Genomic DNA, 21295 nt, shown 5'->3' with positions numbered 1-21295 from the left:
GTCCGGTCAGTCGCGGTCGAGGGCGTCGGGTCCGGTGCCGATGATAAGCGGATCCGGACTGCCGATGACGTCGCGGTCCTTGCCCTTGTAGTCGACGTTGAGCAGGATGTGACGCAACACTTCCAGCCGTCCGCGCCGCTTGTCGTTCATGCGGATGACGGTCCACGGCGCATGCGCTGAATGCGTCGTGGAGATCATCGTGTCGCGCGCCGCGGTGTAGTCGTCCCACTTCTGCATGCCGATAATGTCGATATCCGACAGTTTCCAGTATTTCACCGGGCTGTGGCGGCGGTCGTGAAACCGTTTCAACTGCGTCTCGCGGGCGATGTTGAGCCAGAACTTGAAGAAGATGATGCCTTCCTCGACGATCATCTTCTCGAATTCCGGCACGTCGTGCAGGAAGGCGCGGTGCTGTTCCGGCGTACAGAAGCCCATCACCGGCTCCACGCCGCCGCGGTTGTACCAGGACCGGTCGAAACTCACGAGTTCGCCGGTTGTCGGGAAGTGCTCGATATAGCGCTGGAAATACCACTGGCCGCGCTCGACGTCCGATGGCTTGGACAGCGCGACGTTGCGGGCGGTGCGCGGATTGAGGAATTCGTGCAGCACGCTGATCGATCCGCCCTTGCCGGCAGCGTCTCGTCCCTCGAAGACCGCGATCACGCGCCGGCCGGTATCCTGCATGTGGGTGTTCATGTTGACGATCTGGATCTGCAGCGCTTCCAGCGTCTTTTCGTAGTCGTCCTTGTCCATCCGCTTCTTGTAGGGATAGCCGCCGGCGGCTATGTCATTGTCGTCCACCCAGTCCGGCAGTTTGGGGTCGTCTATATCGAAAACCCTTTTCTTCCCGCCGATATTGAGCTCAAGCGCGCGTGATTCCTTCGCCATGTTCGATCGCCGTTCCCATGATCATTCTGTTTCCGGTCGGGCCACCGTATGGCCTCGCGTGATGGCCGTCCAGACGCGGCATGCGGCAATGACGGCGCCCCTTTCTCGCCGGCGAATGTGCCATGACTGAGACGCATCCCCGTCGTGACGATGCCGCCGGGCCGGCCGCATCGCCGGTCGAGGAAACTTTCGCCCGGGGACTGAGACGCAGGCTGTTTTCCAACCGTTTTCCGTTGGCGGCGGCACTGCTTCTTTTCGGCGTATTTTTCGTCGCCGGTTACCTTCCCGGTCCTGTCGCGGTTGCCTCTATGGCCGCGATGGCGGCGATCAGCGCCTTTGCGCCAGTGCGAAGCGCGCTGGAACGCCGAAGCGCCGAGGCGGCGCGCGCATCGACCCCGCGCGGCGTGGTGCGCGCCGAAACCGTGATGGACAATCTGCCCAATCCGCTGATGCTGCTCGATGCGCGCGGGACCATCCAGACGGTCAACAAGGCGTGCCGTCGCTTTTTCGGCGACTCGATCGAGCCGGGCTCTTCGGTACTCCTGCGCTTTCGCAGCCCGGAACTTCTCTCCATGGTCAACGAGGCGTTGGCCGGCGGCACGCCCGGTCCTGCCGAGGTGCTCGAGCGCTATCCGATCGAGCGATGGTTCGAGGCGACGATCGTGCGCCTGCCGGCCGACGCGTCCGACGCGCCGTTCCTGCTGCATTTCCGGGATCTGAGCGAAGTCCGGCGCATCGACCGCATGCGCTCGGACTTCATTGCCAATGCGAGCCACGAATTGCGCACGCCGCTGGCCTCGCTCAACGGTTTCATCGAGACGCTCAGCGGCCCGGCTCGCGACGACGCCGCGGCCCGCGACCGCTTCCTGGCGATCATGAAGGAACAGGCGGACCGCATGTCGCGGCTGATCGACGATCTCCTGTCCCTCAGCCGGCTGGAGACGGCGTTCGGCCGGACCGATTTCGAGCCGGTCGATGTTGCCGACGTGCTGCGCGCCGTCAGCACGGCGCTCGCGCCGACCGCCGCCGAAGCCAGCGTGACGATCAGTGAGGATGTGGAGGCGATCGACACGCCGGACTGCCGCGTCTGGGGTAGCCGCGACGAATTGATCCAGGTTTTCACCAACTTGATGGAAAACGCCATTCGCTACGGCGCGATTGGCGGCAGGATCGACATTGTTGCCGAGCGGACGCCGGTTTCCGGTGTCGACAGCGTTCGCGTCACCGTACGCGACTACGGGCCGGGAATCGCCGAGGAACATATCCCCCGCCTGACGGAACGCTTCTATCGGGTCGATGTCGAATCCAGTCGCTCCAAGAAGGGCACCGGCCTCGGTCTCGCGATCGTCAAGCACATCCTGACCCGTCACACCGGACGCCTGTCGGTCACCTCACAGGTGGGCGAGGGCGCTTCCTTTGTTGTCACAATTCCCGTCTGGGCTGAGAAGGCTTCTGCGGAAAACGAAGAAAATACATAAAAAACATATAGTTGAATTGTCACACAACTGTTTTGTAACTGTCATAAAACGTCTTCCCGAAGGCTATAGAACGCCCCTGTCCGGCGAGCGCCGGTCACAGCTCACACATGCCCAAACGGGAGAATTCCATGAAAACCCTCAAGATTGCACTCGCTGCCGCTCTTGCCGCGTCGGCGCTGACGACCGCCGCTGAAGCGCGCGACCAGATTCAGATCAAAGGCTCCTCGACGGTGCTGCCCTATGCCTCGATCGTCGCCGAAGCGTTCGGCGAGAATTTCGAATATCCGACTCCGGTCGTCGAGGGCGGCGGTTCGGGTGCCGGCCGCAAGGCGCTCTGCGAAGGCGTGGGCGAGAACACCATCGACATCGCTGACTCTTCCTCGCGCATCAAGCAGTCGGATATCGACAACTGCAAGGCCAATGGCGTTGACGAGATCCAGGAAGTCCGGATCGGCTATGACGGCATCGTTTTCGCTTCCGACATCAACGGTTCGAGCTTCGCTTTCACCCCGGCTGACTGGTTCAAGGCTCTGGCCGCCAAAGTTGTCGTGGACGGCAAGGTTGTCGACAACCCCTACAAGTCCTGGCACGACGTGAATGCCGATCTGCCGGACCAGGAAATCCTGGCCTTCATCCCGGGCACCAAGCACGGCACCCGCGAAGTCTTCGACATCAAGGTTCTCGAAGATGGCTGCAAGGAATCGGGCGCTCTGGAAGCCTTCGTGGCGGCTATGGGTGAAAAGGACGGCGAGAAGGCCTGCCTCGCTCTGCGCACCGACGGCGCATCGGTCGACATCGACGGCGACTACACCGAGACGCTCGCCCGCCTCGACGCCAACAAGCAGGCGATCGGCGTCTTCGGCCTGTCGTTCTATGAGAACAACACCGACAAGTTGCAGGTCGCGACCATGAACGGCGTCACCCCGTCGGTCGACACCGTCGCCAAGGGCGAATATCCGGTTTCGCGTCCGCTTTACTTCTATGTGAAGAACGCTCACCTCGACGTCATTCCGGGTCTCCAGGAATACATCGAGTTCTTCGTCTCCGACGAAATGGCCGGCCCGGACGGCCCGCTTGCCGCCTACGGCCTGGTTCCCGATCCGGAACTCGCCAAGACCCAGGAAATGGTCAAGAACCGTACCCCGATGGGTCCGCTGAACTGATCGTCTGAAAATATGCGGGGCGGTGCTTCGGCGCCGTCCCGTTGCTACCCCAGTAACCCCAGGGCGGATGCGACATGACCACCAGTGTAAGTGCAATTGTAATCATCGTGCTCGCCTTGACGGCTCTCGGCTATATCCTTGGACGTCAGCGCGCGCTGGCCGTCTCCGACCGGGAAAAGACCAAACTTCACTCTCTCCCGGGCTATTACGGGCAGACCGTCGCCCTCTACGTGGCAGTGCCGGCATTTCTCCTTTTGGGTGTATGGCTCTTTGTCCAGCCCATTGCGATCGAAAGCCAGATCAGCTCCGATATTCCCCAGAGCATCGTTGACCAGAGCGGGGCCAAGAGCCTTGTGATGGCCGATGTCCGCCGTATCGCCAATGGTCTTGACCTTCTCGTTGGATCGGGCGGTTTTACTGAAACCGATCTCGCAAACATGCGTGCCGACTTCTCCAATGTCCGTTCACGGCTTGCCAGCGTCGGCGTGGCGCTCGGTTCCGACGTGCAGCCGGCGGTCTTCGAGGCGGCAAAATCCTACCGCAACATCGGCAAGGCCGGTTCGCTTATTCGCAACATTGCGGTCCTCGTCACGGCGCTGGCGCTCGGCGCCTGGTCCTGGTTCCGGATCACGCCGAGGATGCGGGCCCGCAACACAAGCGAAACCTTCATAAAATCACTGCTGATGGGCTCATCGCTCATCGCCATCCTGACCACACTGGGTATTATCGGCTCGCTGCTCTTCGAATCGATCCATTTCTTCCGGATTTACCCGGCCCGGGACTTCTTCTTCTCGGCGACCTGGAATCCGCAGTTCCGAGGCGGTTCGGATCTCGGCATCCTGCCGCTCCTGTGGGGCACGCTTTATGTCTCGTTCGTCGCCCTGGCCCTCGCGGTTCCTTTGGGTCTGATGATCGCGATCTATCTGGCCGAATATGCCGGCAGCTCGCTGCGCAGCTTTGCGAAGCCGGCCATCGAAATGCTCGCGGGCATCCCGACGATCGTCTATGGCCTCTTCGCCCTGATCACCGTAGGCCCCTTCATTCGCGACTGGATCGCCCAGCCGACCGGACTGGGCAGCTCCTCGTCATCGGTCATGACCGCGGGCCTCGTGATGGGAATCATGCTGATCCCGTTCATTTCCTCGCTTTCCGACGACATCATCAATGCGGTTCCGCAATCCATGCGCGACGGCTCCTACGGTCTCGGCGCGACCCAGTCGGAAACGATCCGCAAGGTCATCATGCCGGCGGCTCTGCCCGGAATCGTCGGTGCCTTCCTGCTCGCGGCCAGCCGCGCCATCGGCGAAACCATGATCGTCGTCATGGGCGCCGGCGCTTCCGCCCGGCTCTCGGTCAATCCCTTCGAGGCGATGACCACGGTCACCGTGAAAATCGTCAGCCAGCTGACCGGTGACACCGAATTCGCCAGTCCCGAGACGCTCGTGGCTTTCGCGCTCGGGCTGACGCTCTTCGTCTTCACCCTCGGGCTCAACATCATCGCGCTCTACATCGTTCGCAAATACCGGGAGCAGTACGAATGACCGACGTCTCCGCCGACCTGGCAACCCAGGCCGTCCGTCCGAATGACCGTTCGCTGTTCGTCCGCGATGAGCGGACCACGCGTCGGCACCGCGCGGAAATGCGCTTCCGGATGATGGGGCTCGCGGCCGTCACCTTCGGTATCATTGCGCTGCTCGGCCTGATGGCGTCGATCCTGAACAACGGCGTTTCCTCGTTCAGCCAGACCTATGTGAAGCTCGCCATCAATCTCGACGCATCCAAGCTCGACAAGAGCGGCAAGCGCGACCCCGCCGAACTGCAGAAGGTGACGACCTTCGCTTACCAGCCGCTGATCAAGGCGGCGCTGGTGAAGACCATGGCCGAACACGGCATCAGCGTCGATGGTGTGAACGCCAAGCAGGCCGCCGAACTCATTTCCAAGGAAGCGCCGGCGCAATTGCGTCGCTATGTGCTCGCTCATCCCGACAAGATCGGCGAAACCATCACCTTCGAGCTGCTCGCGGCCGGACGTATCGACGGCTACTACAAGGGCCGGGTGACGATGGAATCGGCCGCGCTCGACCGGAACGTGTCGCCCGAGCAACTGCGGCTGGCCGACCAGATGCGCGAAGCCGGCATCCTCGAGAAGAGGTTCAATTGGAGCTTCTTTACGGCGCCGGATGCATCCGACACCCGTCCGGAAGCCGCCGGCCTCGGCGTCGCCATCCTTGGTTCGGCCTACATGATGCTGGTTGTTCTTGTGCTCTCGCTTCCGATTGGCGTCGCCGCCTCGATCTATCTCGAGGAATTCGCGCCGCAGAACCGGTTCACGGACATCATCGAGGTCAATATTTCCAACCTTGCCGCCGTGCCATCGATTGTTTTCGGTATTCTTGGCCTGGCGATCTTCATCAACATTGCAGGTCTGCCGCAGTCCGCGCCGCTTGTCGGCGGTCTCGTGCTCACGCTGATGACCCTGCCGACCATCATCATCGCCACGCGCTCCGCGTTGAAGGCGGTGCCGCCGTCGATCCGCGATGCTGCTCTCGGCGTCGGCGCCTCCAAGTTGCAGTCGATTTTCCATCACGTCTTGCCGCTGGCGGCCCCGGGCATTCTGACCGGCACCATCATCGGCCTGGCTCAGGCGCTTGGCGAAACCGCGCCGTTGCTGCTGATTGGCATGGTGGCCTTCGTCCGCGAATATCCGGGCGCGCCGCCGGAGGGCTTTTTCGATCCGGCCTCCGCGCTGCCGGTTCAGGTCTACAACTGGACCACGCGCGGCGACCCTGCATTCGTCGAACGTGCGTCCGGCGCAATCATTGTCCTGCTCATTTTCCTCGCCATCATGAACATCACGGCGATTATCCTGCGCAGGCGTTTCGAGCGGCGGTGGTAAAGTTATGGAGAACAGTGAAATGAAGGTAGAGGCCGATCAGGTTTTCGCGAACAATCAGGCGGCGGCCGCTGTCGGCGCCACCGGCGCCGTCATCAAGATGAAGGGCGACAAGGTCGGTGTCTTCTACGGTTCCAAGCAGGCGCTGTTCGATGTCGATCTCGACATTTACGAACGTCAGGTGACGGCGCTCATTGGCCCGTCGGGCTGTGGCAAGTCGACCTTCCTGCGTTGCCTCAACCGCATGAACGACACGATCGATATCTGCCGTGTTACCGGCAAGATCACCCTCGACAGCGAGGATATCTACGATCCCGCGATCGACGTCGTCGAACTGCGCGCCCGTGTCGGCATGGTGTTCCAGAAGCCGAACCCGTTCCCGAAATCGATCTACGAGAACGTTGCCTACGGCCCCCGCATTCACGGCCTGGTGAAGTCGAAAGCCGACCTCGACAATCTCGTCGAGCAGAGCCTTCGCGGAGCCGGCCTTTGGGAAGAGGCGAAGGACCGCCTGCAGGAGCCCGGCACCGGCCTCTCCGGCGGCCAGCAGCAGCGTCTTTGCATCGCCCGCGCCATCGCCGTCGCGCCGGAAGTGATCCTGATGGACGAACCCTGTTCGGCGCTCGACCCGATCGCGACCGCGAAAGTCGAGGAACTGATCGACGAACTGCGCGAAAACTACACCATCGTTATTGTGACGCACTCGATGCAGCAGGCGGCCCGCGTGTCGCAGCGCACCGCAATGTTCCATCTCGGCGAACTCGTCGAGGTCGATGACACCAAAACGATCTTCACCAATCCGTCCGAGAAACGCACCCAGGACTACATCACCGGCCGTTTCGGCTGATGCGGACCCGGACAACGGCACTCGGACAGCAAATCAAACTCCAGGGAAGGAGAGACCGATGGTACCAACCAGCCATACGGTGACCGCATTCGACGAGGACATGAAGTTCGTTGCGCACAAGATCGCCGAAATGGGCGGCCTTGCGGAACGCATGGTGGAAAATTCGATCCGCGCCCTCATCAAGTCGGACCTGCAGCTTGCCCAGAAGGTGATCTCCGACGATCTCATGCTGGACGAGGCGCAGGCCACACTCGACGACAAGGTCATTCTCATCATCGCGCAGCGCCAGCCCGTGGCGAGCGATCTGCGCGAAGTGTTTTCCGCGATCCGCATCGCCAGCGACCTCGAGCGTGTCGGCGATCTGGCGAAGAACATCGCGAAACGGGTCGTGGCCATTTCCGAGCGCGGCCATTCAGTCAATCTGGTGCGCGGCATCGATCATCTCGGCGATCTGGCGCTTGCCCAGTTGAAGGAAGTGCTCGATGCATTTGGCTCGCGTTCGGTGACGCGGATCAACATGATCCGCGACCGCGATGACGAGATCGATGCGATGTACACGTCGCTTTTCCGGGAACTCCTGACCTACATGATGGAGGATCCGCGCAACATCACCACCTGCACGCATCTTCTCTTCTGCGCCAAGAATATCGAGCGCATCGGAGATCATGCCACCAACATTGCCGAGTCGGTCTACTATATCGTCACAGGCGAACACCTGTCGGCCTACAGACCCAAGGAAGACAAGACGCACCGTATCGTGGCTGACGATACGGACGCTTGATGCACGGGAGCATGCGCATGGCCAACCAGCCAAAGGTCATGGTTGTCGAGGACGAGGAAGCGTTAAGCGTTCTGCTGAAGTACAATCTGGAATCGGAAGGCTATCGCGTCGATACCGAGTTGCGCGGCGACGAGGCGGAGATCGCGCTACGCGAATCCGTTCCCGATCTTTTGATCCTCGACTGGATGCTGCCGGGCCTCAGCGGAATCGAACTGTGCCGCCGCTTGCGCACGCGGCCCGAGACGCAGCGACTGCCGATCATCATGCTGACCGCGCGCGGCGAAGAAAGCGAGCGCATCAGGGGCCTGTCCACCGGCGCCGACGACTATGTCGTCAAACCCTTTTCGACGCCCGAGCTGATGGCGCGCGTCAAGGCGATGCTGCGCCGGGCGCGGCCGGAAATCGTCGCCAGTGTTCTCAAGGTCGGCGAACTGGAACTCGACCGCGAAACCCACCGGGTCTATCGCAACGGCCGTGAAATCAAGCTGGGTCCGACGGAATTCAGGCTTCTGGAGTTCTTCCTGCAGGCGCCCGGCCGCGTGTTCTCCCGCGCCCAGCTGCTCGACGGCGTTTGGGGCGAGGATATCTATGTCGATGACCGCACCGTCGACGTCCATATCGGCCGGCTGCGCAAGTCCATCAATATCGGCAAGATGCGCGACCCGATCCGCACGGTGCGCGGCGCCGGGTATTCGCTGGAATCGGTCTGACCGGCAGAATGGCGGACATGAAAAAGGGCGGCTGTTTGCCGCCCTTGTCTGTTTCCGGCCGTATTTTCGTTCAACGGGAGCGCTTGCGGTCCGATGACGGCTGGAAGGCCAGCCGCGCGTGGTATTTGCAGTAGGGCGAGGACTCTTCCGACTCGTGCCCGCAGAAATGGAAATCCTCGGAAAGCGGGTCGCCCTGCGGCCACTTGCAGGTGTTTTCGTTCAGGTCGACGAGCTTCAGGTTCCTGGAGATCGGAACCACGATGTCTTCGATCGGACGCCGGTCCGGATAGGCGAGCGCATTGACCTCGCTCTTCATGACCGTGGCGCCGACAGCATGGGTGACGGTGGTCATGGTGCGGCCACCGCCACCACCGCCGCCACCGCTGTAACCGCCGCCGCGCGGCGAGGAGGAGCTGCGCGGCGCATTGGCGCGCTTCGTCTTCGGTGCGCCCGATGAAACCGACTTCGCCCGTCCCGACAGCTTCAGGCGGTGGACCTTGCCGATAACGGCATTGCGGCTGACGCCGCCGAGCTGCGCGGCAATCTGGCTGGCGCTCAAGCCGTCGGCCCAGAGTTTTTTCAACAGTTCCACGCGTTCGTCTGTCCAGCTCACTTGGCTCTCCATCTCTTGTCGTCTGCGCAGAATCCTCCTCCGTGGCTCGGTTTAATGAAAAAAAACCGGCACCGAACGCGATACTTGGGAGTTTACTCTGCGAGGTTGTCCCGCCTCGGCCGCAAACTACTATGGCCGCTGACTCGCTGACAAGAGTCGCCGCCAAATCGTGAATCTGATTTCACGGTTTTCAACAACTTGCGCTTTTGGCCCGATCGCGTTCGATCGGATTGCTTGGCCCGTCCTTGTGATTGACTGGAACGCGGTCAACTCCTAAAAACATGGGGCCGCCGGACCGGGCGGCTTTTTTCGTTTCAAACCCTTGGCAGGGACGCCACGATGACCGAACCATCACCGCTATTCGAGACCTATGCGCGCGCCGATATCGCGTTTGACCATGGCGAAGGCTCATGGATCGTCGATACGCGCGGCGAGCGATATCTCGATTTCGGCGGCGGCATTGCCGTCAGCGCACTCGGCCATGCCCATCCGCATCTCGTCGAAACGCTGCGCGAACAGGCCGGAAAGCTCTGGCACACGTCCAATCTCTATGAGGTTCCGGAACAACGCCGCCTTGCCAGGCGTCTCGTCGAGGCGACTTTCGCCGACAAGGTGTTCTTCACCAATTCCGGTGCGGAGGCGATGGAATGCGCGATCAAGACCGCGCGGCGTTACCATTATGCCGACGGCCATCCGGAGCGCTTCCGCATCATCACCTTCGAGGGCGCGTTCCACGGTCGTACGCTGGCGACCATCGCCGCCGGCGGGCAGCCGAAATATATCGAGGGCTTCGGGCCGAAGGTCGAGGGTTTCGACCAGGTGCCCTTCGACGACCTTGATGCGCTGAAGGCGGCGATCACCGGCGAGACCGCTGCGATCCTGATCGAGCCGATCCAGGGCGAAGGCGGCATCCGTCCGGTGCCGCTGCAGTTCCTGCGTGATCTGCGCACGGTCTGCGACGAAGAGGGACTGCTCCTGATCTTCGACGAGATCCAGTGCGGCATGGGCCGCACCGGCAAGCTTTTCGCGCATGAATGGGCGGGTATCGAACCCGATATCATGGCGGTCGCCAAGGCGATCGGCGGCGGTTTTCCGATGGGCGCCTGCCTCGCCACCGAGGAAGCCGCCAAGGGCATGATCCCGGGCGTTCACGGAACGACCTATGGCGGCAATCCGCTGGCCATGGCCGTCGGCAACGCCGTTCTCGATGTAATGCTTGCGGACGGTTTCCTCGAAGGTGTCCGCGACAAGGCGCTGCGGCTGAAGCAGGGGCTGGCCTCGATCGCCGACCGTCATCCCTACGTGATCGAGGAGGTGCGCGGCGAGGGGCTGATGCTGGGCCTCAAATGCGTGGTTCCCAACACCGCTCTTGTGAAAGAGCTTTACGCCAACCATATGCTGACCGTGCCGGCCGGCGATAACGTCGTGCGCATCCTGCCGCCGCTGACCTCGACCGACGAGGATATCCGCATCGCCCTGGAGCGCATCGAAAAGGCCGCCGCAAGCCTGTCCAGCGGACATGGCGGCCGTTGACCGCATTCCATCCCTTGATGAAAAGCAGATTTGGAACTGAGTTATGAGTGTTCGTCATTTTCTCGATATTGCCGCCGTTTCGGCCGGTGACCTGCGGGCCATTCTCGACAACGCCAAAACCCGCAAGAGCGCGCAGAAGGGCGGCACTGCCGGCTCGCCGCTTGCCGGCAAGGTGCTTGCGATGATTTTCGAGAAGCCGTCGACGCGGACCCGCGTCTCCTTCGATGTCGCCATGCGCCAGCTCGGCGGCGAGACGATCATGCTGACCGGCGCGGAAATGCAGCTTGGCCGCGACGAGACGATCGCCGACACCGCGCGGGTGCTGTCGCGCTATGTCGACATCATCATGATCCGCACCAAGGAACATGACCGCCTGCTCGAACTCGCTGACGCGGCGACGGTTCCCGTCATCAACGCGCTGACCGACGATACGCACCCCTGCCAGATCATGGCCGACGTGATGACCTACGAGGAACATCGCGGGCCGGTCGAGGGGCGGCGGATCGCGTGGTCGGGCGACGGCAACAACGTGCTCCATTCCTTCATCGAGGCGGCGCCGCAATTCGGCTTCGACCTGTCGGTCGCCGTGCCGGAGGGCAACGAGCCCCAGAGCCGCTACACCGACTGGGCGCGCTCGAAGGGCGCGAATGTGACGATCGGCCACGATCCGGAGGCCGCGGTCGACGGCGCCGATGCCGTCGTCACCGACACATGGGTGTCCATGGGACAGGAAGAAAAGGCCCGCGGCCACAACATCTTCATGCCCTATCAGGTCAACGAGCGGCTGATGGCGCATGCCAAGAATGACGCGCTGTTCATGCACTGCCTGCCCGCACACCGCGGCGAGGAGGTGACGGACGGCGTTATCGACGGTCCGCAATCCGTCGTCTTCGACGAGGCGGAGAACCGCCTGCATGCGCAAAAGGCGATCATTGCCTGGTGTCTCGGGTTGGAGGCGTCCCAATCGTGAGCGGACACTCTGCATTTGCCGGCATGAATGAAACCGACCCGATGGACGCGGTCGTTCCGTTCCGCGTCGACGCCCTCGATGCGCGCGGCCGCGCCGTGATGATCGGCCCGATGCTGGACGCCATTCTCGACCGGCACGACTATCCCGAACCCGTCGCCCGCCTGCTCGCAGAGATGATCGTGCTGACGGTGTTGCTCGGCACGTCGCTGAAATTCGAGGGCAAGTTCATCGCCCAGTGCCAGACGGACGGCCCGGTGTCGTTTCTCGTCGTCGATTTCGCGACGCCCGATGGCGTGCGCGCCTACGCCCGCTGGGATGAGGACGCGGTCAACGCGGCCGTGGAATCCGGATCGGCCGATCCCGCCGGTCTGCTCGGCAAGGGCGTTCTGGCGCTGACCGTCGATCAGGGCGAATACATGCAGCGCTACCAGGGCATCGTGGCGCTTGACGGGACCTCGCTGGAGGAGGTTGCGCGCAACTATTTCCGCCAGTCCGAACAGATCCCGACCGAGCTGCGTCTCGCGGTCGGCCGCCTGATCGTGCGCGGCGATGACGGCCAGAGCCACAATCACTGGCGCGCCGGCGGCATACTCGCCCAGTTCCTGCCCGACTCGCCGGAGCGCATGCGCCAGCCCGACCTGCATCCCGGCGAAGCGCCGGAAGGCACGGAACTGCACGACATCGAGGAGGATGACGCCTGGCTAGAGGTCAAGGCGTTGCTCGACACCGTCGCCGCCGACGAACTCGTCGACGACGCGGTGGGCGTTCATACGCTGCTCTACCGGCTTTTCCACGAGCGCGGCGTGACGGCGAACGAGCCGAGCCCCGTCCACGACCGCTGCACCTGTTCGCGTGAAAAGGTGGAGAACGTGCTGCGCTCCCTGTCTCCGGAAGAGCGCGCGGAATCCGTCGAGGACGGCAAGATCACCGTGAAGTGCGAGTTCTGCTCCACGGTCTACCGCTTTTCGCCGTCGGATTTCGACACCACCCACTGACGATTCTCAGCTCCTCCAGAAGCGTGGCAGGAACAGCACCAGGACGGTGAACAGTTCCAGCCGCCCGAGCAGCATGCCGAACGACAGGAGCCATTTGGCCGTGTCGTTCAGCGACTGGTAGGTGCTTGCCGGTCCGATGCGGTGACCGAGCCCCGGTCCGACATTCGAGATCGCCGACCCTGCCCCCGAAATCGCGGTCAGGAGATCGAGGCCGGTCAGCTGCAACGCGATCGACAACACGGCGAAGGCGGCGAGATAGAGGAAGATGAAGGTCGTCACCGCGAGCGGCACGCGGTTGTCGAGCGGCCTGCCGTTGAAGCGCTTGACGAACACGCCATGCGGATACAGCACCTTCACCAGCCGTTCGCGCACTTCCGCGAAAAGCACCTGGAACCGGAAGATCTTGATGCCGCAGGAGGTGGATCCGGCGCATCCGCCGATGAACATGATGATGAAGAAGAAGGCGATCGACTGCGCCCCCCACAGGCCGTAATCGGCCGAGGCGTAGCCGGTTCCGGTCATCACCGAGACCGTGTTGAACGCGGCCGCCCGGAAGGAGTCCGCTTCGCTCCGGAATCCCGCCTGCGAATGGTCGGCGACGATCCAGCCGGCAAGGATCATCAGCCCGATGACGGCGATGAATGCGCGCACCTGCTGGTCGCGCCACAATGCGACCGGACGGCCCTGCAGCACCTGCACATAGAGCAGGAACGGGATCGAACCGGCGATCATGAAGAGGATCGCGATCCATTCGATTGCCGGATCCTGATAGAAGCCGATCGACGCGTCGCGGGTCGAAAACCCGCCCGTCGCCACCGTTGTCATCGCGTGAATCAAGGCATCGTTCGGCCGCATTCCGGCGACGAGATAGGCGCCCGCGCAAAGCGCCGTGAAGGCGACGAAGACGAGCGTCATCGAGCCGGAGATCTGTGTCGCGCGCGGCAGGATCTTTTCCGGTGTCTCGAAGGCTTCCGCCTTGAACACCTGCATGCCGCCGATCTGCAGCATCGGCAGCACGGCAACGGCCATCACGATGATGCCGAGACCGCCCAGCCATTGCAGGATGGCGCGCCACAACAGGATGCCGGGCGGCGCATGATCGAGCCCGGTGATCACCGTCGCTCCCGTCGTCGTCAGCCCCGACATCGCCTCGAAAAAGGCATCCGTGTAGCTCGGCACGATCCCCGACCAGCGAAACGGCAGCGCGCCCGCCGTGACCAGCGCCAGCCAGACGACGACCGTCATCAGCATCGCCTGTCGCGTCGACAGGCTGCGCGGCATGCCGCGCGTCGCCGCATAGAAGGTGATGCCGACCAGGATGGTCGCCGCCGAAGATCCGGCGAAGACCTGCCAGTCCGGATTGCCGGCAACGGCGTCGACCAGTGCCGGGATCAGCATCGCCGCGCCAAGCGTCGTCAGCAGAATGCCCGTGACAAGGATGACCGGCCGCAGGTCGAGGACGGCGCTCAATTCAGTGTCCGTGCCGCGTCGGGCCTGTCGAGCGAGAAGGCCGGGATATGCGCCTCGAATCGCGTTCCGTCGTCGCGCCGCATGACGTAATGGCCGACCATTGTCCCCGACGGCGTGTTGAGCGGACAACCAGACGTGTACTGGTAGCTGTCGCCGGGCGTCAGCGTCGGAAATTCGCCGACCACGCCCGGTCCCTCGACCTCCTCGATCTGGCCGAGCGCATTGGTGATGCGCCAGTAGCGCGTTTCCAGCTGAACCGTGTGATCGGAGTTGTTGGCGATAACCACCGTATAGGCCCAGATATAGCGGTGCGCCTCCGGCTCGGACTGGTCATGCAGGTATTGCGGCTCGACAATGATCTCGATGCCGTCTGTCGTTTCACGGTACATGCGAGGAGATTTAGAGCGTTTCGGGCCGAAAGGGAATCGTTCCGGCGAAGGATAATTCTGCGAATCCGGGAAGGGATGCGCGGTCGGCTTTGCCGCGCGCACGCAGCCGTGAACGGGAAATGATCGTTTGTGGCATGACAGGACGCGCAGGCCGGCCTAAGCGTGGGAAAATCCGCAAGAGGGGAGATGGACATGCTTGACGGCGCCGTGCGCGCGAGGATCGAACCGGCGATAAACGGCTTGGCCCGCGCCATTGCGCGGACGGGCGTCTCGGCGAACGCGATCACCGTGCTTGCATGGGTGCTCGGTGTCGCGGCGGCCGGACTGATCGCCTGGCACGTCTATTTGGCGGGCATGATCGTCCTTCTGGCGAGCCGGCTCGCCGACGGTCTCGACGGCGCGGTCGCGCGCATCAACGGCAAGACCGATTTCGGCGGCTATCTCGACATCGTGCTCGATTTCGCGATCTACGGCGCTATTCCCGTCGGCTTCGCACTCGCCGATCCGGCTGCAAATGCGGTCGCTGCGGTGGTTCTCGTTTTTTCGTTCTACGTCAATGGCGCGAGCTTCCTTGCCTTCGCGATCATGGCCGAGAAGCACGGACTGTCGACCGACCAGCGCGGCGAGAAATCCTTCTTTTTCACCACCGGGCTCGCTGAAGCCACCGAGACGATCGCCGTCTTCGTTCTCGCCTGTTTGTTTCCCGGCTGGTTTCCCGTTCTGGCCTGTGTTTTTGCGGCGATTTGCCTTTATACGGCTCTGTCGCGCATTGTGGCGACCGCGCGCATTCTGCGCTGAACCGGACGGAAATGGACTGCGTTTTGGACGACAACGAGACCCTTATCGCGGAATTGACCGCGCTGCGGCGCAACCTGCATTGTGCGCCGGAAATATCCGGCGAGGAGGAGGAAACGGCGGCGCGCATGGCGCAGTGGCTGCACGACTGCGATGCGGACGACATTGTCACCGGATTGGGCGGCCACGGCGTCGTCGGCATATTCGACAGCGGCGAAGCTGGCCCGGCGATCCTGTTTCGCTGCGAGCTCGACGCACTTCCGATCCACGAAACCGGATCGCCCGCGTGGCGTTCCGGGATTGCAGGAAAGGGGCACATGTGCGGTCATGACGGCCACATGGCGGTCATCTGCGGTCTCGCCAGGCGGCTGCAGGCCCGGCGCCCTGCCAGGGGCCGCGTGGTTCTGCTCTTCCAGCCCGCCGAGGAAACCGGCGCCGGCGCGCGCGGGGTCGTCGAGGATGAGCGGTTCGCGTCCATCCGTCCCGACTTCGCCTTCGGTCTGCACAACCTGCCCGGCATGAAGCTTGGACAGGCGGCCATCCGCGAAGGGTCTTTGTGCTTCGCCTCGGAAGGCATGACGATCCACCTGACCGGGTGGACGTCGCATGCCGCCCATCCCGAGGACGGCAGAAGCCCGGCGGCCGCGATGACGGACCTCGTTACCCGGCTCCCGCGACTGCCCGAGACGCTCGGTATCGAGCCCGGCGATGCGCTGGTGACGCTGTCGCATGCGCGTCTGGGCGAACCGGCTTTCGGCATCTCGCCCGGAGAGGCCCGGGTCATGGCGACGTTGCGATCGCGAACGGACGCGCTTCAGGAAAAGCTGATGACGGCGGCGCGCGACATGGCGGTCGCCGCAGCAGAGGCGGCCGGACTGGGTATCGACATCGAGACGTCGGAGCGCTTCGCCGCCTGTTTCAACGATGCCGGCGCGACAGCGATGGTGCGCGACGCCTGCGCGCAGGCCGGTATCGCCTGCGCCGATATAGACGGCCCGTTCCGCTGGTCGGAGGATTTCGGTGTCTTCGGCAGCGTCTGCCCGTCCGCCTTCTTCGTGCTCGGCGCGGGCGAGGGCCACCCGCAACTGCACAATCCGGACTACGACTTTCCCGACGAGATCATCCCGGCCGGCCTTGCGATCTTCGAACAGATCGCAAGGGGGCAATGCGGCTAGTCAGCCCGCCTTCGCCAGCGCCCGGTCGAAATCGTCGAGCAGGTCGTCCGCGTCTTCCAGTCCGACCGAGAGGCGCAGCGTGCCGTCGGTGATGCCGAGTTCGGCACGCGCTTCCGGGGTGAGGTTCTTGTGCGTTGTCGTCGCCGGATGGGTGATCAGGCTCTTGGCGTCGCCGAGATTGTTGGAAATCTTGACGATATTCAGCGCGTTCTCGAAGGCGAAGGCTTCGGACTTGCCGCCCTTCAGTTCGAAACACACCAGCGTCGAGCCGCCCTTCATCTGCTTCGGGATGATGTTGGCCTGCGGGTGGTCCGGCCGGCCCGGATAGATCACGTGCTTGACCTCCGACCGCGTCGCCAGGAAATCGGCGATGCGCCCGGCATTCGCGGTCTGCGCGTGCACGCGCAGCGGCAGCGTCTCCAGCCCCTTCAGCATGACCCATGCGTTGAACGGGCTCATCGACGGGCCGGTATGGCGGTAATAGTCATGCAGGTTTTCGTCGATCCATTCCTCGCTTGCCAGCACCACGCCGCCGAGACAGCGCCCCTGTCCGTCGATATGCTTGGTGGTCGAATAGACGACGATGTCGACGCCGAGTTCCATCGGCTTCTGCAGGATCGGCGTCGCGAAGACATTGTCGATCACCACCTTGGCGCCGACGCTCCGCGCCACCGCGACGACATGCTCGATGTCGATCACTTCCAGCGTCGGATTGGTCGGGCTTTCGAAGAACAGGACCTTGGTGTTCTTTTTCACCGCCTGTTCCCAGGCGGCCGGGTCCGTGCCGTCGACCAGCGTCGTCTCCACGCCGTAGCGCGGCAGCAGGGTCTCGACGATCCAGCGGCAGGAGCCGAACAGCGCGCGCGCCGCCACGACATGGTCGCCGGCCTTCACCTGGCAGAGGATCGCCGCGGCGACGGCGGCCATGCCCGAGGCCGTGGAGCGCGCGGCCTCGGCGCCTTCCAGCATGCACATGCGCTGCTCGAACATCTCGTTGGTGGGATTGGCGTAGCGCGAATAGATAAAACCGCCCTCGTCACCCTTGAAGCGGGCTTCTGCGGCTTCCGCCGTGTCGTAGACGAAGCCCTGCGTCAGGAACATGGCTTCCGATGTCTCGCCGAACTGCGACCGCAACGTTCCGCCATGCACCATCTGCGTGGCGGCGCCGAATTTCGACCAATCAGAACCCATGAGCTGTCTCCAAATAAAAAACCGGTTCCGCGTCGCCGCAAAACCGGTTGACCCACGTCCCTTGACGTGTCGCGCGGCCTTTTAGCGAGTTGTTTTACGTGGCTGCAAGCCGACCGGCCAAATCACCACGAACGAAAGCTGTCCATAAGGCTTCGGGGCGCTTGCGTCAATAATCCTGCTCGGGAATGGTGCCGCTCGACAGTAAAGGGAGCGACACGTGACAACAGGGGGCATCCTGCCCGACAGCGCCATTGCCGCCTTGTTCGAGGCGAAAGCGCTCCGCGCCGAGCGCCCGCTCGATGCCGACCAGATTCAGCCGGCAAGCCTCGACCTGCGGCTTGGCGCCAAAGCCTATCGTGTGCGCGCCAGCTTCATGCCCGGCAAGGGCTGCACCGTGGTCGACAAGCTCGAGCAGTTGAAGCTGCACGAGATCGATCTCGCGCCGGGCGCGGTGCTCGAAACCGGCTGCGTCTACATCGTGCCGCTGCTGGAATCGCTGGCGCTGCCCGCCGGAATCGCGGCCTCGGCCAATCCGAAAAGTTCGACCGGCCGGCTCGACATCTTCACGCGCGTCATGACCGATCACGGTATCGAGTTCGACAAGATCCCGGCCGGCTACCATGGCCCGCTCTATCTGGAAGTGAGCCCGCGCACCTTCCCGATTGTCGTGCGCACCGGGTCGCGGCTGTCGCAGGTCCGCTTCCGCTCCGCCGACACGATCCTCGGCGCCGACGATCTTGCCGCGCTGCACGCCTCTGCAACGCTGGTCGCCGGCGACGATCCGATCATCACTCATGCCGGCATCGCCGTATCCGTCGACCTGTCCGGCGACGAGAATGGCCTGGTCGGTTATCGCGGCAAGCATCACACGGCGGTCGTCGATGTCGACAAGCGCGCCGCCCTTGAGGTGCTCGATTTCTGGGAGCCGCTGCATGTGCGCGGCCGCAAGGAACTGATCCTCGATCCCGACGAGTTCTATATCCTCGTCTCGCGCGAGGCGGTGCATGTGCCGCCGGACTATGCCGCCGAGATGACGCCGTTCGATCCGCTCGTCGGCGAGTTCCGCGTCCATTATGCCGGTTTCTTTGATCCCGGCTTCGGCCATACGGCCGCCGGTGGTTCGGGCAGCCGCGCGGTCCTCGAGGTGCGCAGCCACGAGGTGCCTTTCGTGCTCGAAGACGGTCAGACGGTCGGCCGCCTCGTCTATGAGCGCATGGAAAAGCGCCCCGACCGGCTCTATGGCGCCGATCTCAAGTCGAACTACCAAGCCCAGGGCCTGAAGCTTTCCAAGCATTTCCGGTCGTAGCAAGCCTCGATGATCGCTGCTCAGACGTGATGCATCTCGCCCGACGGGTCATGCGGCCTGTGCGGTGTCTTTTCCCACAGGAACGGCTCGGAGAAATACTGCCGGACCGCCCGCCAGCCGGCGAGTGCTCCGAGGAGCCAGTAGACAGGCATCAGCGGCAGCGTTTTCAGCGCCAGCGGCCGCAGGGGTCGGTCGATCGTGCGCAGGCCGAGTGCGGCATGCGCGGCAAAGGCGAGAAGAATGTTCGACCAGTCGAGCACGGCAAGCGCCGACCATGCGGCAGGCAGCGTTCCGCTGTAAAGGCTCCAGCCGCCGAGAACGGCGACGGTCAGCACCGTGAAGGGATAGAACAATGCGCAGGCGACGGTGCCCGCGAGCAGCAGGTGCATGATCGCCGCGCCGGGAAAACGCTTGACGGCCGGCCATGCGGCTGATCGGCGCGAATGCACGACCCAGGTCTGGATCCAGCCCTTGATCCATCGCGTCCGCTGGCGCAGCCACACCGCTGCCGCGTCCGGTGCGTCTTCCAGTGTCGGCCGGCTGATCAGCCCGACGCGATAGCCCTTGCGCCACAGCCGGAAGCCGAGATCGGCATCCTCGGTGACGTTGTACGGATCCCAGCTGCCGCAGTCCTCGATCGCCGCACGCCGGAAATGTGTCGACGTGCCGCCGAGCGGGACGGGCAGGCCATGCCGCGTCAGCAATTGCAGGATGCCGCGGAACAGCGCGGCATATTCGAGGTGGAAATGTGTTGTCAGCCAGTTGCGGCGCGGATTGGCGATGATCAGCGGCGCCTGCAATGCCCCGAGCGTCGCGTCGGACTGCCGGAAGACCTGCCAGGCTTCCTCGAGCTGGTCGGGATGCGGCCGGTCCTCGGCGTCGTAAAGCGTGATGAGCGAGCCGGTCGAAAACGGCAGGGCGAAATTCAGCGCCTTCGGCTTGGTTTGCGGGCCGATCAGCGGCACGGTGACGATCTCGAAGCGCCGGTCGAGCCGTTCCCTGGCCAGCGCGGCCAATGTCTCGCGGTCGCCTTCCTCACAGACCAGCTTGATTTCCAGCTTCGCGCGCGGCCATCGCAGCGCCTTCAGCGCCGTGATCAAATCCGCGACGACGGGCGCTTCCCTGTGCAGCGCGACGACGACCGAATAGAGCGGCCGCTCGCTATTGGCGAAGCGCATCAGCGGGGTCGGCGGCAGAAAACGATATGTTGCCGCTGCGAAAAGCCGCAGCGTGACGGTCGCCAGGAAAAACAGCGTCACCGCACCATGCAGCGCCAGCAGCGTTGCGGCGGGCGCGACGGCAAGTCCTCCGGCGAGCCCGGTGACGACGCCGGCGGTCATGAAACCGTGCCACGCGCCCGCGCCGTGCTTGGCCGAAAACCACGGATTTTCAGTTGCAAGCCGGTTGCAGGCGTCATGGCCGAGTTTGCGGCGGATTTGCCGGGCGAGCGCGGCGCGGAGCCCCGACGGCGCGGTGATCGCGATGTCCGGAGATTTCCCGATTCTGGCGCGGAAAAGGTCGGTCCCGATGCCCGGCCGGTCGGGTGTCGGCGCGAAAAGCGGTCGAACGCTGCCGTCGTGCAACCGGCACCAGGCGGCTTGTCGTGAAAGTGCTTCTCCACCGGCCTCGTTTTCGCCGGTCAACACTTCGGCGATCGATGTCGGTTCGACGAAGGCCACGCCGGCGTGGTTGGCGAGCGAACGGTAATAGGCGTCCTCGCTGACGAGGCCGTGGGCAAGCAGTTCGGCTGCGCCGCTTGTCCCGTTGCGGATCGCATGGCGGCTCGCCCTGGAAAGGAACAGGCGCGGAAAGGCGTCGGCGGCAAGAAAAGCGATCGACGGGCAGATCCGGTTCTCGTTGGCCGCATCGGCCGGTGCGTCCCGGATCGTTCGCGAAAGCGCGCGTGCCCGGTCGAGCCGTGTCGTCACCGGCTCGTGGCGCGGCATAGCGCCGGGGCGCGGCCCCGCGGAAATGGGCTCCTGAACCGGAATGACTGCCCCCATAACTCGTCAACATACAGACAAACAAGTTCCCACAAGCAATAGTATTGCGAATCGGCAGTATTGCAAGCATTCGTTGTATCGGCGGCCGGGCGCTT

At 63.4% G+C, this 21295-nt stretch carries 19 protein-coding genes and 1 riboswitch; of the genes, 13 read left to right on the top strand and 6 right to left on the bottom strand.

Annotated elements, in window-relative coordinates; all coding sequences use genetic code 11:
* Positions 1 to 6 precede the first annotated feature (6 nt).
* On the bottom strand, positions 7 to 888 hold the full coding sequence (gene ppk2 / locus IG169_RS16335; RefSeq protein WP_193177301.1) for a polyphosphate kinase 2: 882 nt from the start codon (positions 886 to 888) through the stop codon (positions 7 to 9).
* Between the two features lie 122 nt (positions 889 to 1010).
* On the opposite strand from ppk2, the gene IG169_RS16330 reads away from it, so the two are divergent.
* The 7 genes from IG169_RS16330 (at position 1011) to phoB (ending at position 8760) form a co-directional block, all read left to right on the top strand.
* Positions 1011 to 2366 (top strand): ATP-binding protein, encoded by a 1356-nt coding sequence (locus tag IG169_RS16330; RefSeq protein WP_193177300.1) that lies wholly within the window; start codon positions 1011 to 1013, stop codon positions 2364 to 2366.
* Positions 2367 to 2494: 128 nt separating this feature from the next.
* The gene (locus IG169_RS16325; protein WP_193177299.1) at positions 2495 to 3529 is read left to right on the top strand and encodes a substrate-binding domain-containing protein; all 1035 of its coding nucleotides are present in this window, start codon (positions 2495 to 2497) and stop codon (positions 3527 to 3529) included.
* 74 nt (positions 3530 to 3603) lie between these two features.
* Positions 3604 to 5070 (top strand): phosphate ABC transporter permease subunit PstC, encoded by a 1467-nt coding sequence (pstC, locus tag IG169_RS16320; RefSeq protein ID WP_193177298.1) that lies wholly within the window; start codon positions 3604 to 3606, stop codon positions 5068 to 5070.
* Positions 5067 to 6425, top strand: coding sequence for a phosphate ABC transporter permease PstA (gene pstA, locus IG169_RS16315; protein ID WP_193177297.1), 1359 nt, complete (start codon positions 5067 to 5069; stop codon positions 6423 to 6425). The genes pstC and pstA overlap by 4 nt, the downstream gene beginning before the upstream one ends.
* A gap of 97 nt (positions 6426 to 6522) precedes the next feature.
* Complete coding sequence (pstB, locus tag IG169_RS16310) at positions 6523 to 7269, top strand: phosphate ABC transporter ATP-binding protein PstB (RefSeq protein ID WP_246717423.1); 747 nt, start codon at positions 6523 to 6525, stop codon at positions 7267 to 7269.
* Between the two features lie 58 nt (positions 7270 to 7327).
* Positions 7328 to 8050: a phosphate signaling complex protein PhoU gene (phoU, locus tag IG169_RS16305; RefSeq protein ID WP_193177295.1), complete on the top strand. Its 723-nt coding sequence runs from the start codon at positions 7328 to 7330 to the stop codon at positions 8048 to 8050.
* Between the two features lie 17 nt (positions 8051 to 8067).
* The gene (gene phoB, locus IG169_RS16300; protein ID WP_193177294.1) at positions 8068 to 8760 is read left to right on the top strand and encodes a phosphate regulon transcriptional regulator PhoB; all 693 of its coding nucleotides are present in this window, start codon (positions 8068 to 8070) and stop codon (positions 8758 to 8760) included.
* A gap of 70 nt (positions 8761 to 8830) precedes the next feature.
* Here the strand turns inward: phoB and IG169_RS16295 are convergent, their stop codons facing one another.
* Positions 8831 to 9373 carry a GcrA family cell cycle regulator gene (locus IG169_RS16295; protein WP_193177293.1) on the bottom strand — a complete coding sequence of 181 codons (543 nt, stop codon included), beginning with the start codon at positions 9371 to 9373 and terminating at the stop codon, positions 8831 to 8833.
* 339 nt (positions 9374 to 9712) lie between these two features.
* Here IG169_RS16295 and IG169_RS16290 point away from each other — a divergent pair, with 339 nt between their 5' ends.
* From IG169_RS16290 to IG169_RS16280, 3 genes are read left to right on the top strand one after another with little or no spacing between them, the layout of a single operon-like run.
* Entirely contained in the window at positions 9713 to 10906 is a 1194-nt protein-coding gene (locus IG169_RS16290; protein WP_193177292.1) for an aspartate aminotransferase family protein, read from the top strand.
* 43 nt (positions 10907 to 10949) lie between these two features.
* Entirely contained in the window at positions 10950 to 11876 is a 927-nt protein-coding gene (argF, locus tag IG169_RS16285) for an ornithine carbamoyltransferase (protein ID WP_193177291.1), read from the top strand.
* Between the two features lie 23 nt (positions 11877 to 11899).
* Positions 11900 to 12871, top strand: a complete 972-nt coding sequence (locus IG169_RS16280) for an Hsp33 family molecular chaperone (protein WP_193177327.1) — start codon at positions 11900 to 11902, stop codon at positions 12869 to 12871.
* 6 nt (positions 12872 to 12877) lie between these two features.
* Here the strand turns inward: IG169_RS16280 and IG169_RS16275 are convergent, their stop codons facing one another.
* Complete coding sequence (locus tag IG169_RS16275) at positions 12878 to 14341, bottom strand: TrkH family potassium uptake protein (RefSeq protein ID WP_246717421.1); 1464 nt, start codon at positions 14339 to 14341, stop codon at positions 12878 to 12880.
* Entirely contained in the window at positions 14338 to 14730 is a 393-nt protein-coding gene (apaG, locus tag IG169_RS16270) for a Co2+/Mg2+ efflux protein ApaG (protein ID WP_193177290.1), read from the bottom strand. Before apaG ends, IG169_RS16275 begins: the two co-directional genes overlap by 4 nt.
* A 192-nt stretch (positions 14731 to 14922) precedes the next feature.
* Between apaG and IG169_RS16265 the strand changes: the two genes are divergently transcribed.
* Positions 14923 to 15528 (top strand): CDP-alcohol phosphatidyltransferase family protein, encoded by a 606-nt coding sequence (locus IG169_RS16265; protein ID WP_193177289.1) that lies wholly within the window; start codon positions 14923 to 14925, stop codon positions 15526 to 15528.
* Between the two features lie 11 nt (positions 15529 to 15539).
* The gene (locus IG169_RS16260) at positions 15540 to 16700 is read left to right on the top strand and encodes an amidohydrolase (RefSeq protein ID WP_193177288.1); all 1161 of its coding nucleotides are present in this window, start codon (positions 15540 to 15542) and stop codon (positions 16698 to 16700) included.
* Here IG169_RS16260 and IG169_RS16255 read toward each other — a convergent pair whose 3' ends face one another.
* Positions 16701 to 17891, bottom strand: coding sequence for an O-succinylhomoserine sulfhydrylase (locus IG169_RS16255; protein ID WP_193177287.1), 1191 nt, complete (start codon positions 17889 to 17891; stop codon positions 16701 to 16703).
* Between the two features lie 61 nt (positions 17892 to 17952).
* Positions 17953 to 18030, bottom strand: a riboswitch (SAM riboswitch).
* Between the two features lie 78 nt (positions 18031 to 18108).
* Here IG169_RS16255 and IG169_RS16250 point away from each other — a divergent pair.
* Positions 18109 to 19197 carry a 2'-deoxycytidine 5'-triphosphate deaminase gene (locus IG169_RS16250; protein ID WP_193177286.1) on the top strand — a complete coding sequence of 363 codons (1089 nt, stop codon included), beginning with the start codon at positions 18109 to 18111 and terminating at the stop codon, positions 19195 to 19197.
* 20 nt (positions 19198 to 19217) lie between these two features.
* Here IG169_RS16250 and IG169_RS16245 read toward each other — a convergent pair whose 3' ends face one another.
* Complete coding sequence (locus IG169_RS16245) at positions 19218 to 21143, bottom strand: glycosyltransferase family 2 protein (protein WP_193177285.1); 1926 nt, start codon at positions 21141 to 21143, stop codon at positions 19218 to 19220.
* Positions 21144 to 21295: the final 152 nt, after the last annotated feature.

Origin of the sequence: Oricola nitratireducens (assembly GCF_014904745.1) — a bacterium.
Lineage (GTDB): Bacteria > Pseudomonadota > Alphaproteobacteria > Rhizobiales > Rhizobiaceae > Oricola > Oricola nitratireducens.
Note: the sequence above shows the minus strand (reverse complement) of the source record. Positions and strands in the feature narration are given on the sequence as shown.

Excerpts from the sequence above, each read along its gene's own strand:
- ppk2 (WP_193177301.1), bottom strand. The coding sequence starts at position 888 with ATGGCGAAGGAATCACGCGCGCTTGAGCTCAATATCGGCGGGAAGAAA.
- IG169_RS16330 (WP_193177300.1), top strand. The coding sequence starts at position 1,011 with ATGACTGAGACGCATCCCCGTCGTGACGATGCCGCCGGGCCGGCCGCA.
- IG169_RS16325 (WP_193177299.1), top strand. The coding sequence starts at position 2,495 with ATGAAAACCCTCAAGATTGCACTCGCTGCCGCTCTTGCCGCGTCGGCG.
- pstC (WP_193177298.1), top strand. The coding sequence starts at position 3,604 with ATGACCACCAGTGTAAGTGCAATTGTAATCATCGTGCTCGCCTTGACG.
- pstA (WP_193177297.1), top strand. The coding sequence starts at position 5,067 with ATGACCGACGTCTCCGCCGACCTGGCAACCCAGGCCGTCCGTCCGAAT.
- pstB (WP_246717423.1), top strand. The coding sequence starts at position 6,523 with ATGAAGGGCGACAAGGTCGGTGTCTTCTACGGTTCCAAGCAGGCGCTG.
- phoU (WP_193177295.1), top strand. The coding sequence starts at position 7,328 with ATGGTACCAACCAGCCATACGGTGACCGCATTCGACGAGGACATGAAG.
- phoB (WP_193177294.1), top strand. The coding sequence starts at position 8,068 with ATGGCCAACCAGCCAAAGGTCATGGTTGTCGAGGACGAGGAAGCGTTA.
- IG169_RS16290 (WP_193177292.1), top strand. The coding sequence starts at position 9,713 with ATGACCGAACCATCACCGCTATTCGAGACCTATGCGCGCGCCGATATC.
- argF (WP_193177291.1), top strand. The coding sequence starts at position 10,950 with ATGAGTGTTCGTCATTTTCTCGATATTGCCGCCGTTTCGGCCGGTGAC.
- IG169_RS16280 (WP_193177327.1), top strand. The coding sequence starts at position 11,900 with ATGAATGAAACCGACCCGATGGACGCGGTCGTTCCGTTCCGCGTCGAC.
- apaG (WP_193177290.1), bottom strand. The coding sequence starts at position 14,730 with ATGTACCGTGAAACGACAGACGGCATCGAGATCATTGTCGAGCCGCAA.
- IG169_RS16265 (WP_193177289.1), top strand. The coding sequence starts at position 14,923 with ATGCTTGACGGCGCCGTGCGCGCGAGGATCGAACCGGCGATAAACGGC.
- IG169_RS16260 (WP_193177288.1), top strand. The coding sequence starts at position 15,540 with ATGGACTGCGTTTTGGACGACAACGAGACCCTTATCGCGGAATTGACC.
- IG169_RS16255 (WP_193177287.1), bottom strand. The coding sequence starts at position 17,891 with ATGGGTTCTGATTGGTCGAAATTCGGCGCCGCCACGCAGATGGTGCAT.
- IG169_RS16245 (WP_193177285.1), bottom strand. The coding sequence starts at position 21,143 with ATGCCGCGCCACGAGCCGGTGACGACACGGCTCGACCGGGCACGCGCG.